This window comes from Micromonospora desertarenae, from assembly GCF_056150265.1.
Map to the genome: position 1 here is coordinate 76,700 of NZ_JAXCFQ010000002.1, position 12,774 is coordinate 89,473.

The following is a 12,774-nucleotide window of genomic DNA, read 5'->3' on the forward strand; positions in this document are numbered from 1 at the left end:
ACCGGTCAGCCGAGGAGGAAGCGGCGGATCTCGGCGGCGAGGGTGTCGGCCGGCACCTCGTGGAAGCCACCCGGCAGGCCGACGTGCCGGGCGCCGGGGATCGCCTCCGCCGTGGCCCGGGCGCCGTCGCGCAGCCACTGCGGGCTGGCCGTGCTCTCCACCACCAGCGTCGGGACGTCGATGCCGGCCAGCCGGTCGACCGGGAGCGAGCCGTCGCCGCTGATCAACCCGTCGTACGGGAGGGTGTGCGCCATCGACTCCAGGAACGGCCACATCGGCTCGGCGCGCATCCCGGCGACCGCCTCGGCGGGCAGTCCCACGGCGGTGACCATGAAATGCTCGACCGCCCCGGCGCGGTCGCCCGCGGCGATCAGCTCGGCGGTGCGGGCCGAGATGTCCGGCCGGGAGCCGGCGTGCGGCCCGACCTGGAACGGCGGCTCGAACATGACCAGCCCGCTCACCGGCAGCCCGTGCGCGGTGGCGTACGCGGCCAGGATCGCGCCCGAGGAGAGCCCGTAGAGGTGCGCCTTGCCGCCGGCCGCCTCGACCAGTGCCGCCACGTCCTCGATCTCGCGGCGCACCTGGTACGGCGGGGTGTCGCCACTGTCGCCCCGGCCGCGCCGGTCGTAGGCGAACGCGGTGAAGCCCGCCGCCGCCAACGCCTCGGCCAGCGCCCGGATGGTCGACCGGTCGTTGAAGGCACCACCGATCAGGATGATCGGCGGACCGTCGCCGAACCGTTCGTACGCGATCGGGGTGCCGTCGGCCGACCGCACCGTCTCCACCGCCTGGTTGGCGTCGCTCATCGGGATGTCCTCGCTCTCGTCCGCCGTCCGGTCCTATTTCCGGACCAGGCCCACCGACGGTCCGGCGCAGCGCCCGCCACCTGACCGTCATGTCCTAATCGCCCGGTCGTCCCGGCCGGGTCACCGGCGATTGTCGCAGCTCTGGTGCGCTGCTCAGGTCGACCGCTGGCGGCTCGGATGAGAGGCTGTCCCCGGCGGGGCGGCGGCCCCCACCGCTGCCACCCGCGATCGAACCCTGCCGACGGCGGGGCCGGGGCCCGACGCGAACCACCGACCGGGCACCCGCCGCGCCGGAATCCCATGAGGAGTTCCATGTCCATCCCCGGGATGCGTCGGGCCGCCATCGGCCTGACCGCGCTCGCCGTGACCGCGTTCGGCGCGGTCGCCACGACCCCCGACCAGGCGGACGCCGGGCCGAAGCCGGTCGACGTCACCCTGCTCGCGCTGAACGACTTCCACGGCAACCTCGAACCGCCGAGCGGCTCCAGAGACGGCGTCATCGCCGGGCAGCCGGCGGGCGGCGTCGAGTACCTCGCCACCCACCTGGCCGAACTGCGCGCGGCCGCCAAGAAGAAGAACACCATCACGGTCGCCGCCGGCGACCTGATCGGTGCGTCCCCGCTGCTCTCCGCGGCGTTCCACGACGAGCCGACCATCGAGGCGCTGTCGATGGCCGGGCTGGACTACGCCAGCGTCGGCAACCACGAGTTCGACGAGGGCGCCGACGAGCTGCTGCGTATCCAGAACGGCGGTTGCCACCCGGTCGACGGCTGCGCCGACGGCACCCCGTACGAGGGCGCCGGCTTCCAGTACCTGTCGGCCAACGCGTTCAAGACCGCGACCGGCCGGCCGCTGCTGCCCCCGTACGCGATCCACAGGGTGCAGGGCGTCAAGGTCGGCTTCATCGGCATGACGCTGGAGGGCACCCCGCAGATCGTCAGCCAGGAGGGTGTCGCCGGGCTGAGCTTCGCCGACGAGGCGGACACCGCCAACCGGTACGCCCGCGAGCTGCGCCGCAAGGGCGTCGAGGCGATCGTGGTGCTGCTGCACGAGGGTGGCGCCCAGGCCGCGACCGGTGGCATCAACGACTGCGTCGGGATGACCGGCCCGATCGTCGACATCGCCAACCGGATGGACCCGTCGATCGACGTGGTGGTCAGCGGGCACACCCACCAGGCGTACAACTGCAACATCAACGACAAGCTGGTCACCAGCGCCAGCTCGTTCGGTCGCCTGATCACCGACATCGACCTGAAGATCGACCGGCGTACCGGTGACGTGCTCACCGCCACCGCCGAGAACGTGGTGGTCACCCGGGACGTCGACAAGGACCGGGCGCAGACCGACCTGATCGACCGGTACAAGACGGTCCTCGGCCCGGTGGCCGGCCGGGTCGTCGGTGAGACCACCACGGCGATCACCAAGACCCAGGAGAACCTGCTCGCCACGTGCGACTCGCGGGTCCCCGCCAGCTGCGGTGAGTCCCCCTTGGGCAACCTGATCGCGGACGCGCAGCTCGCCGCCACCGACGACGAGCAGGGCGCGGTCGCCGCGTTCATGAACCCGGGTGGCGTCCGCGCCGACCTGGACGCCGGCCCGGTCACCTACGAGGAGGCGTTCACGGTGCAGCCGTTCGCCAACAACCTGGCGACCCTCGACCTCACCGGCGCGCAGCTGTACTGCCTGCTCGAACAGCAGTTCGTCACCGGTCGCATCCTCTACCCGTCGTCGACCGTGCGCTACGTCGTCGACCTGAACGGCGTCACCGCCCCCAGCACGGACCCGTGCGCCGGCAGCCGGGTGGTCCGCGGCAGCCTGACCTTCGGCGGGGTGGCGGTCGACACCGCCGCCACGTACCGGGTCACGGTGAACAACTTCCTGGCCGGCGGCGGTGACGGCTTCAGCGTCCTCACCGGCGGCACGAACCTGGTCACCGGCATGATCGACCTGGACGCCTTCGTGGCCTACCTGACCGCGGAGTCCCCGGTCTCGGCCCCGGCGCTGGACCGCATCCGTACCACCGCGGAGGTCGCCGCCGCCTGACGGCGGCACTCACACAGGTCGGGCCCCGGAGCGACATGCTCCGGGGCCCGACCCGTCCACGCCGACGGCCCGACCTCGGGGAGGAGCGCCGGCCGCGCGGATCACGACTGCGGGCGCGAAGATCGCGGCTGCGGGCGCGAAGATCGCGCTGGTTCCTGGATGTGGTGGCATCCGGGTCGATTCGAGGCCACTACATCCGGGATGTAGCACGATCTTCCCGCGCGGCCGGCCGGTGGCCGGTGGCGGGCGGGGGAGGGACGGTCAGGCGGCCGCCGCGGCGGGCTCCAGGGTGGCGGCGGGAGCCGGCGTGCGGCCGTCCTGGGCGGGGGTGAGCAGCCGGCGCAGGGAGAGCGCGAGCAGCGACGCGACCAGGCAGCCACCGACCACGAAGGCGACCCAGATCCGGCCGTCGGCCGCGCCGATCAGCGGACCGGCGGTCACCGGGCCGATCACCCCGCTGATCCCGAAGATCATCGAGCTCATCGCGTTGTAGCGGCCGCGCAGCTCGTCGGTGGCCAGCGCGTTGGTCAGCGCGGGCATCACCGGCGAGAGCATGGTCTCGCCGAAGCCGAAGATCGCCGAGCAGGCCATCACGCAGAGCGCCGCGAGCAGCGCGTTGCCCGTACCGATCACCCCGGCGAAGCCGAGGACCAGCCAGGCGGTCGCGAAGACCGCGCCCACCACGGCGAGGCCACCGGTACGGCTGCGCCCCTCCATCCGGCGGATCACCACCAGCTGGGCGAGCACGATCATCACCGTGTTGGCCGCCAGCGCCCACGCCACCACCCGCGGGGTCACCTCGGCCACCCGGACGGCGTACGCGGTGAAGCCGACCTCGATCTGGGCGTAGCCGCAGGTGGTGAGGACCAGGCCGAAGATCACCAGCCGGCGGAACGGGCGGTCGCGGAGCACCGTCAGGTAGCCGCCGCTCGGGGCCTTGCCCTCGGCCGTGCGGGTGGCGAGCCGGAGCCCGACGCCGGGCAGAGTCAGCAGGATCAGCGCGGGCATCAGGTAGGTGAACGCGTCGAGCAGGTAGATCAGCTGGAAGGTGACCGGGCGGCCGGTGTCGACGATCGCGCCGGAGGTCAGGCCACCCACGCCGATACCGAGGTTGAGCAGGGCGAAGTTGAGCCCGAAGACCCGCTGCCGCTCGCCGTCGTCGGTGAGCGAGGCGAGGATGGTGTTCTGCCCGGACCAGATGGCGGAACTGCCGACGGCGATCACCGTCATCACCAGGAAGGCCGAGCCGGTCGAGTCGACCAGCGCCAGCGAGCCGGTGCCCACCGCCTCGATCAGCAGGCAGGGTATTACCACCCGGCGGGCGCCGAACCGGTCGATCAACGTGCCGCCCACCGGCGACAGCGCCAGGGTCACCGCGCCGTACCAGCCGATCACCAGGCCGGCCCGGGCGTCGGTGAGCCCGCGCACGTCGGTCAGGTAGATGAACAGGAACGGCAGGGTGAGGCCGCGCCCGATCGCCGAGAGCAGGGTGCCGACGAGGATCCGGCGGGCTTCCGGACGACGGGGTAGGGCGCGACGCAGCATGCCGCGATTCTGTTCGCCGGGTACGACAGGTGGCGAGCCGTTTACCCGGGCCCGGGCGTGGGCCGGCCACCGAGGTGACCAAGACCACGGGCGGCGTCGCCGCCGCCGACATCGGGTCCCCGCCGAGCCGGACAATCGCCGGCTCGGCCCCGGCACCGCCGGCCGTTCGACCCGGAGTCGTCGCCCTCGACCCGGAGTCGTCGCCCTCGGCCCGGGCCCGTCGCCGTCCGCCTCGTCGCCCTCGGCCCGGGCGCGCCACGCTCTCCCGGGCGCGTCGGCTCGGTTGGCGGCGGTGTCGGGGTGTTCTGCCATGCTGGCGCGGTGACCGTGACCTGGCGACACCTGCCCGCGCCCGCCCGTGAGATCGCCGTCGCGGCCGCCGAGGCGGTCGACGCCGCCCGGGCCCGCGACGCGGAGGTCTACGAGACGTCCGTCGGGCGGCTGGCCGGGGCCGAGCGGTCGGGTCTCGTGCTCGGCGCGGTGGTCCGGCTGCTGCTGGAGGAGACCCACCCGGACGGTCTGACCGGCGACGACGTCCGCCAGGTGCTCGAACGCTGCGTCCGGTCCGCCGCCGGCTGGCGGCCGGACGTCGACCCGCACGTGGTGCCGGTGCTGCTCGCCGGTGCGCTCGGCGTGTACGACCCGGGCGACGACGACAACCCGCCCGACCCGGCGGCCGTCGCCCGGCACGCGCCGCTGCTCGTCGCGGACCTGCTGGCGGCCACCGGCCGCCCGCTCGACGGCTACCTGACCGCCGCGTTCGCCGAGATCGAGCGCACCGAGCGCCACGACTGACGACGGCGGGCGCGCGACGCGACCGCGCCGAGCGGCAGGGCGTTCCGCAACCGCGCGAGGCCGGCCCGGTCGAGCCGCCGGGGAGCCGGCGTCGAACGCGCCGGTGGGCGGCCACGGGCGGGGGTGCTGTTCGACGGCAGCGCCGCGCCCCGGCGAGTACCTGGTCCCCGGCACGTCCCCCACCGGCAGCGTCTACGCTGTCAGCGAGAAGGGCGGATCGTGATCGTGACATCTTGCCGGGCACTGACTCCATGGCTGTCCGGGGTCGGTCGATGAGCGCAATCGCATTCCTCAACATCGCCATGCACGGCCACATCAATCCGACCCTGCCGGTCGTGGCCGAGCTCGTCCGTCGCGGCCATTCCGTCACCTACCACGCGCCGTCCGGCTACGCCGAGCAGATCGCGGCCACCGGTGCGCGGGTGTTCCGCTACCGCAGGGACGACGTGCCGCTCTCCGGCCCGCCGACGCCGGTCACGGTGATGGAGCAGCTGGCCCGCACCGCCGTACGCGTGCTGCCCGCCGTCCTCGACGACCTGCGCGGCACCCGACCCGATCTGATCGTGCACGACTCCCTCTGCCCGTGGGGGCCGGTGGCCGCCCGGGAACTCGATGTGCCGGCCGCGTCGTCGTTCACCACGTTCGCGTTCAACCGGCAGGTGCCCAGCCCCACCCGCGGCTCCTGGGCGCTGCTGGCCGCCGCGGCGATCCTGCCCCGCCAGGCCGGGGGGTACCTGAGGTCCCGGTGGGAACTGCGCCGCCGCTACGACACCCGCGGCGTGCCCCTGGTCGACCTGGCGAACATCCGTCAGCCGCTCAACCTGGTCTACACCTCGCGGGCGTTCCACCCCGGGGCCGACAGCTTCGACCAGTCCTACCGGTTCGTCGGGCCGAGCGTCGGGGCCCGCCCGGCCGACTCGTCGTTCCCGGTCGACCGGCTGCGTGACCCGGTGCTGTACGCCTCGCTGGGCACGGTGTTCAAGGCCGATCCACAACTGCTGCGCAGCCTCGCCGCCGCGCTCGCCCCGCTCGGCGGCACAGTGGTCGTCTCCACCGGGCAGACCGAGCCGGACGCGCTCGGTGCGCTGCCGGCCAACGTGATCGCCCAGCGCTCCGTACCGCAGCCGGAGGTGCTGGCCCGCGCGGCGCTGTTCATCACCCACGGCGGGGTGAACAGCGTCAACGAGGCCCTGTACGCCGGCGTACCGATGCTGGTGGTCCCGCAGGGCGCGGACCAGTCGTTGGTGGCCTCCCGCCTGGTCGAGCTCGACGCCGGCCTCTCGGTACGCACCGAGGAGGTCGACCCGGAGGTCGTGCGCACGCTGGCCCAGCGTCTGCTCGACGAGCCCCGGTTCCGGGCGGCAGCGCGCACCCTGCGGACCGCCCAGCGGGAGGCGGGTGGCTACGCCCGCGCCGCCGACGAGCTCGAGCGCTACGCCCGGCGGGCCGGCGCGGGCAGCCGGCCGGTCCCCGCCGACCAGCCGGCACAGGACTGACCGTGACTCCCGCCGTCGCCGTACTGCTGCTGCTCGCCGGCCTGTCCGAGGCTGCCGGACGGCTCCTGCCCGTGGTGGCCCGCCTGCCCGGCGCGTCCCGCGTCCGGGTGGTCGGGTTGATGCTGGCCGGCGCCGTCGTCGACGGCGCGGTGTTCGCGCTCTGGCCGCTGTCCGCCTGGACCCTGGCCGAGTTGGCGCTGGCGCCCGCACCGTCCGACGAGTCGGCGCTGGTCTGGACCCCGGGCCTGGCCGCCCCGCTGCTGCTCGCCGCCGTACTCGCGTTCCCGCTGCTCGGCCCGCTGCTGCACCTGCTGCTCATGGTGGGCGTGGGCACCGGCCTCGCCGCCGCGCTCGCCACGACGACCGGGCTCGGCTGGTGGGACGCAGCCGGCTGCGTGGCTCTCGCGGGAGTCGCGTTGGGTACCGCCGTCGAGGGCGTCCGACGCCTGGTCGTGCGGCTCAACACGAGACGAGCCGCGGAGCCCCTCACATGATCGAGTTCGCGCTCCTGCTGCTGCTCGGCGGGATCGGACCGGTCCTGATCGCCGAGGCCCTGCTCGCCCGCTACGAGGTGCTGGCCTACGCCGCGGGCTGGCGGACGCCCACCACCGCGCTGCCCCGGGGCATGCCCCACGCCCGGGGCGCGGACCCGGACCGTCCTCCGGACGCCTACCTGGTCTATCTGGACGGCATCGGGAAACGCCGCTTCCACGACACCCGGGACGGCGGCCGGCTGGTCAAGTCCCTGATCGCGGCGGCGCCCGAGCTGCGGGTGCTGGGCCAGGTGCAGCCCTACTCTCCGCTGGCGCATCCGCTCGCCGACCGGCCGGTGTGGAGATGGCTGCGCCGCCACATCGGGCTGGTGCTCTTCCTGCACAACGTGGTGCAGATCTTCGTCGCCGCCGACCGCCGGTACCGGCCGCTGTACAACCGCGCCGTCGGCGGGCAGATCGCCACCCAGCTCCGGCTCGCCGGTTACCAGCGGGACAGCGGCATCCCCGTGGTGCTGCTCTGTTACAGCGGTGGCGCCCAGGTCGCCACCGGCGCGGTGAACGAACTCTGGTCCGAGCTGCGCTGCCCGCTCTGGCTGATCACGCTCGGCGGGTTCCACAACGGAGCCAACGACATCACCCATGCCGAGCGGCTCTGCCAGCTCACCAGTGCCGGCGACCGGATCGAGCGGGTCGGCGCCTGGCTCTTTCCGCAGCGGTGGCGGCTGTTCCGCTGGAGCGGATGGAACCGGGCCGAGCGCGCCGGGAAGATCACGGTGCACCGGCTCGACCCGGCCACCCACGTCGGCCCCCGCAGCTACATCAGCCCGGAGGCGAAGCTGCCCGATGGCCGCAGCCACCTCGACCGGACCGCCGACACGGTGATCGGGTTGATCCGGGACCGCCTCGGCCGGACCGCGGAACCCGACGGCCCGCTGCCCTGACCGGCCAGGTGCCGCGCGCGACGCGCCCCCGAAGCAGGAGGGAGCGTGCCGGGGACCGCACGCGGTACGTGCGGTCCCCGGGTGTCAGCTGGTCACAGTTGCTTGGCCCGCTCCGGTGCCGGTGCCGTCGGGGTCACCGCCGACGGGTCCGCCGGGGCGGCGCCCCGCGCCGCCGAAGCGGCTCCCCAGTCGGACGGCGCCGACGGCGGGTACCGGTAGAAGGTGCCGACCACGTCCACCACCACGTCGCAGTAGCCGCTGGCGTTGTAGACGTTGAACCGGCGATCCGGCCCGACCATCGTCTGCACCGCGTTCGGCACGACCGACCCGGCGGTCGGGTTCAGGTTGGAGGTGCTCGGCCGGCCGACGCCGTCGATGCCCGCCGGCCAGACCGTCAGGAAGGTGCTCTGGGTCGGCTTGACAGCTGTCACGTTCGTCGCCAGCGCCCGCGTGTCGGCGTCGGTCACCGGGGACGGTGCGGCGATCGTCGCCGTCTGCCCCGGCCCGAGCCGCGCCGGCCAGCCCTGCCCGGCGCGGGTGTCCGCGATCCGGGTCGGTACGGCGGGTGAGAAGCGCAGCCCGTTGGGGAGCGTCCCGTCGTCGTAGAACCCGACGAGGTCCACGATGACGTGGGAACTGGTGCTGGTGTACACCCCGATCGACGGCAGGCCGGTGGCGCTGCCGCAGTCGTCACAGGGCGACGTCGGCACCACCGCGAAGTTCGGCACCGTGGCGCCCTTCACGTAGTTCAACGTCGACGTGTTGGGCAGCCCGTACGCGTAACCGTCCCACGCGGTCAGGAAGCCGGACCCGGTCGGCGAGGTGGCGGTGATGTTGACCGCGAACGCGCGGACCCGCGGGTTGATGGTGCTGTTCCAGTTCGCGACCGAGTTGAGGTAGTGGTCGGCCGGTAGGCGGGAGCCCCAGGTCCGGGTGTCGGTCAGCCGGACCGGCTTGGCGAGCGCGTGGTACTGCCCGCCTTCGTAGCCCGAGCAGCACTCGTGGCCCTTGGAGTAGTAGCCGAACACGTCAGCGATGATGTGCGTCGAAGCACCGGCGTTGTAGAGGTTCACCTTGCCGTTCGCGCCGACCTTCACGGTGACCGAGTTGGCGCCGGTCCAGCCCTTGACGTAGTTCAGCGACGAGGCGTTCGGGCGCGCCACGTCCGACGGGTAGACAGTGACGAAGCCGCTGCCGGTGGGGGCGGTCACTGTCACGTTGAGCACCACGGTCGAGGCGTCCGTGGGCACGCCACCGGCGCCGGTGACCTGGAGCGACACCGTCTTGCCCGAGCCGACCATCGCCTTCGGCGCGCCCTTGCCGGAGCGGGTGTCCAGGATCCGGTACGGCGACATCGTGTAGTAGGTGCCCTTGTCGGACTTGTACCCGTTGACGCCCAGCGAGATCTGCGTCGAGCCGGCGAAGCTGTCGTCCGGCAGCGAGATGACCGCCCCACCCTGGGTGTTCTCGGCGGGCCGGGCGACGGCGGTGATCGCGCAGGTCTGCCCCTTGGCCAGGGTCCGGCCGGAGCAGGCGTCGCTGGTGATCTTGAAATAGGTCGCGTTCGCGCCGACGATCGAGGCCGTGCCGAAGGTGATCGGCGCGTCGCCCGTCCCGGTGAGGGTCACCGTCCTCGGCGCCGACGTCTCGTACGCCGGGACGTAGCCGAAGTCGAAGTACGGCGGCGAGGGCGTGGCGTCCCGGGCGTCGACGCCCTCCAGGGACAGCAGCCGGGCCACCTTGCCGGCGATCGAGTTCTCGACGAGGGTCAGCACGGCGGTCTGCTCGCCGATCGCCGACGCCTTCGGGGTGATGGTCAGCTTGCAGGTCGCGCCGTACGAGAGGGTCTGGCCGGAGCAGGTGTTCGCCGAGATCTCGAAGGCCGTCGGGTTCGCCCCGGAGAGCGAGGCCGCGCCAAAGGTGGTCGGCTCCGTCCCGTTCACCTCGACGGTGACGTCCTGCGGAGTGCCGGCCGTGCCGGCCGGCTGCCGGCCCATCCGCAGCCGGTACTCCCAGCTGTCGGTGGCCCTGTACCCGATGCTCGACTGGAAGCGGATCTCGCCCTTGGCCCTGTCGGTGCCGCCGCAGGGGATCGAGAAGCTGGCCGCGAAGGCGGTGAACTTGCCGGTCTCGTCGTCGTACTCGGCCTCGGCGACGTCCAGCGTGCCGGTCTCGCCGGTGCTGCACCCCTGCCCGTCACCGGAGACGTTCAGCGTGGTGATCGACTCCTGCGGGCTGAAGTTCGTCCTGGTCGGGTAGGACTGCCCGGCGGTGAACCGGGTGCCCAGCGGCGGGGTGACGTCGAGGTTGTGCCAGTGGCTGCCGTTGAAGCCACGCATCACCAGCGCGTAGCCGTTCGCGTTCTGCTGGTAGATCTCCAGGGTGTTGCGGGAGGCCTCGTAGGAGAAGTTCCCGTCGATGTACCCCCAGCCGTCGAAGTGCATGGTGAAGGCGGTGTGCGGGGCGGCGGGCGGATCGGCGGCCTCGGCCCGCGCGGGAGCGGCCACTGTGGTGGATGTCAGTAGAACTGCGATGGCGCCGACCAGGGCGCCACGTAGGGTGCGCACGGTTCCCCCATGAATAAGGTCGATGGCGCGGAACGCCGGGCGATCGCCCGGCGCGATGACCTTAGGAGATCCATACGGGCACGGCAATGAGCCGGACGAATGAGCCGTACCAGCCGTCACGCGTCGATCGTTGCCGATCGGCCACCAGAGCCGACGCGCGCGAGCCGGCCTGCCGCCGCCGTCGCCGGCCGGCTGGCGACGGCGTCCCCGGCGCTCAGCGGGCGGCTGGCAGCCCAGCCCCGGTCAACTGCGGTAGGCGGCGGTGTCTCCTCCGCAGGTACCCGAAGTTCGAGCACGATCCTGCCACGGCGGCGGAAACACCCCCACCTCTGCCGAGGGGCGCAGGCGGACGGTGCGCGGTGATCGCCGGAAACGAATCAAGGCCCCTCCGTGGAGGGGCCTTGACCTGCTGTTACCTCTGGTCGGGGTGGCCGGATTTGAACCGACGACCTCTTCGTCCCGAACGAAGCGCGCTACCAAACTGCGCCACACCCCGAGGCGTGCCGACAAATAGTAGCCCACCCGCTCCGACGGTCAAACTCGGTACCCCCACCGCCGCCCGGCCGCCTTGGGAACGGTGGAGATCCGCACAACTTCCCGGATATGGGGGCCTCACCAGGCCCCGGACACCCCCACTTCCCGGAAGTTGCGCGGATCTTGCGCCGCGCGAGGCCGCCCGAGGCCGACCCGGGCCGGGGTCGGGCGGTCAGCGGGGGATGAGGGTGAGGACGCTGGCCTCGGGCGGGCAGGCGAACCGGACCGGGGCGGTGGGGTGCGTACCGAGGCCGGCGGAGACGTGCAGCCAGGCGTCCGAGTCCGGCCACCGGTGCAGGCCCCGGGCCATCGACCGGGGCAGCCCGCAGTTGGTCACCAGCGCGCCGAAGCCCGGCACGCAGACCTGGCCGCCGTGGGTGTGCCCGGCGAGCAGCAGCCCGAAGCCGTCGGCGGCCATCTGGTCGAGCACCCTGGGCTCGGGCGAGTGGCTGAGCGCGATCGACAGGTCGGCCGAGGGGGAGACCGGGCCGGCCACCGCGGCGTAGTCGTCCCGCTCGATGTGCGGATCGTCGACGCCGGCCAGCTCGACGACCCGGCCGCCGGCCTTGATCGTCGTCCGGGCGTTGTTCAGGTCCACCCAGCCGGCGCCGGCGAGCACCTCGCGCAGTTCCTCGTGCGGCAGTTCGACACCCTCGGTGTACTCCCGGTCGGACAGGAAGTAGGTGAACGGGTTCTTCCAGACCGGGCCGGTGTAGTCGTTGGAGCCGAAGACGAAGGCGCCCGGGTAGTCGAGCAGCGGTTGCAGCGCCCGGAGCACCCCCGGCACGGCATCCGGGTGCGCCATGTTGTCCCCGGTCACCACCACCAGGTCGGGGTCGAGGGCGGCCAGCGAGGCCACCCAGCGCTGCTTGCGGGCCTGGGCGGGCATCATGTGCAGGTCCGACAGGTGCAGCACGCGCAGCGGCTCGGCGTCGGCCGGCAGCACCGGCACGTCGTACCGCCGCAGGGTGAACATGTTGCGCTCGACGAGCGACGCGTAGGCCAGGGCGGCCCCGCCCACCGCGGCGGTTCCGGCCGCGAGCCGGAATAGTGTGCGCTTTCGCATGGCGTTCAGGGTAGTTTGACCGTCCATGAGCACGCTGAAGGACCGTCTCACCGCCGACATGCGCGCCGCCCTGAAGGCGCGCGACGAGCTGACCACCTCGACGCTGCGGATGGCCCTGGCGGCCGTCGGCACCGCCGAGGTCGCCGGCAAGGCCAAGCGGGACCTCACCGACGACGAGGTGCTCGCGGTGCTGACCAAGGAGGCGAAGAAGCGGCGCGAGGCCGCGACCGCCTTCGCCGACGCGGGCCGCACCGACCAGGCCGCCAAGGAGACCGCCGAGGGCGAGGTGCTGGAGCGCTACCTGCCCAAGCAGCTCTCCGATGAGGAGCTGGCCGAGCTGGTCGCGGGGGCGCTCGCCGCGGGCGGGTTCACCGGCAAGGCGCAGATGGGCCCGGCCATGAAGGCGGCCCAGGGCGCGGTGGCCGGCCGGGCCGAGGGGGGCCGGGTCGCCGCCGAGGTACGCCGGCAGCTCGGCCTCTGATCCCGC

General features: G+C 73.0%; 10 protein-coding genes and 1 tRNA gene. 6 read left to right on the forward strand and 5 right to left on the reverse strand.

The window, feature by feature from the left end; all coding sequences use genetic code 11:
• Positions 1 to 5 precede the first annotated feature (5 nt).
• Complete coding sequence (locus SM577_RS03335) at positions 6 to 806, reverse strand: alpha/beta fold hydrolase (RefSeq protein WP_474586260.1); 801 nt, start codon at positions 804 to 806, stop codon at positions 6 to 8.
• Positions 807 to 1,118: 312 nt separating this feature from the next.
• Here SM577_RS03335 and SM577_RS03340 point away from each other — a divergent pair, with 312 nt between their 5' ends.
• A complete protein-coding gene (locus tag SM577_RS03340; RefSeq protein ID WP_474586261.1) occupies positions 1,119 to 2,849 on the forward strand; it encodes a bifunctional metallophosphatase/5'-nucleotidase in 1,731 nt (576 codons plus the stop codon).
• A gap of 261 nt (positions 2,850 to 3,110) precedes the next feature.
• On the opposite strand, the gene SM577_RS03345 is transcribed toward SM577_RS03340, so the two are convergent.
• Positions 3,111 to 4,394 carry an MFS transporter gene (locus tag SM577_RS03345; RefSeq protein WP_474580797.1) on the reverse strand — a complete coding sequence of 428 codons (1,284 nt, stop codon included), beginning with the start codon at positions 4,392 to 4,394 and terminating at the stop codon, positions 3,111 to 3,113.
• A gap of 321 nt (positions 4,395 to 4,715) precedes the next feature.
• On the opposite strand from SM577_RS03345, the gene SM577_RS03350 reads away from it, so the two are divergent.
• From SM577_RS03350 to SM577_RS03365, 4 genes are all read left to right on the forward strand, one after another.
• Complete coding sequence (locus tag SM577_RS03350; RefSeq protein WP_474586262.1) at positions 4,716 to 5,189, forward strand: hypothetical protein; 474 nt, start codon at positions 4,716 to 4,718, stop codon at positions 5,187 to 5,189.
• A 272-nt stretch (positions 5,190 to 5,461) separates the two neighbouring features.
• The gene (locus tag SM577_RS03355) at positions 5,462 to 6,685 is read left to right on the forward strand and encodes a macrolide family glycosyltransferase (RefSeq protein WP_474586263.1); all 1,224 of its coding nucleotides are present in this window, start codon (positions 5,462 to 5,464) and stop codon (positions 6,683 to 6,685) included.
• A gap of 2 nt (positions 6,686 to 6,687) precedes the next feature.
• Complete coding sequence (locus SM577_RS03360; protein WP_474586264.1) at positions 6,688 to 7,179, forward strand: hypothetical protein; 492 nt, start codon at positions 6,688 to 6,690, stop codon at positions 7,177 to 7,179.
• Positions 7,176 to 8,120, forward strand: a complete 945-nt coding sequence (locus SM577_RS03365) for a hypothetical protein (protein ID WP_302920579.1) — start codon at positions 7,176 to 7,178, stop codon at positions 8,118 to 8,120. Before SM577_RS03360 ends, SM577_RS03365 begins: the two co-directional genes overlap by 4 nt.
• 92 nt (positions 8,121 to 8,212) lie before the next feature.
• Here SM577_RS03365 and SM577_RS03370 read toward each other — a convergent pair whose 3' ends face one another.
• The 3 genes from SM577_RS03370 to SM577_RS03380 form a co-directional block, all read right to left on the reverse strand.
• Positions 8,213 to 10,687, reverse strand: coding sequence for a choice-of-anchor D domain-containing protein (locus SM577_RS03370; protein WP_474586265.1), 2,475 nt, complete (start codon positions 10,685 to 10,687; stop codon positions 8,213 to 8,215).
• Positions 10,688 to 11,106: 419 nt separating this feature from the next.
• Positions 11,107 to 11,183 (reverse strand) — tRNA-Pro (locus SM577_RS03375).
• Between the two features lie 210 nt (positions 11,184 to 11,393).
• Positions 11,394 to 12,287 (reverse strand): metallophosphoesterase, encoded by an 894-nt coding sequence (locus tag SM577_RS03380; protein ID WP_302920580.1) that lies wholly within the window; start codon positions 12,285 to 12,287, stop codon positions 11,394 to 11,396.
• Between the two features lie 25 nt (positions 12,288 to 12,312).
• Between SM577_RS03380 and SM577_RS03385 the strand changes: the two genes are divergently transcribed.
• Positions 12,313 to 12,768, forward strand: a complete 456-nt coding sequence (locus tag SM577_RS03385) for a GatB/YqeY domain-containing protein (RefSeq protein WP_302920581.1) — start codon at positions 12,313 to 12,315, stop codon at positions 12,766 to 12,768.
• Positions 12,769 to 12,774: the final 6 nt, after the last annotated feature.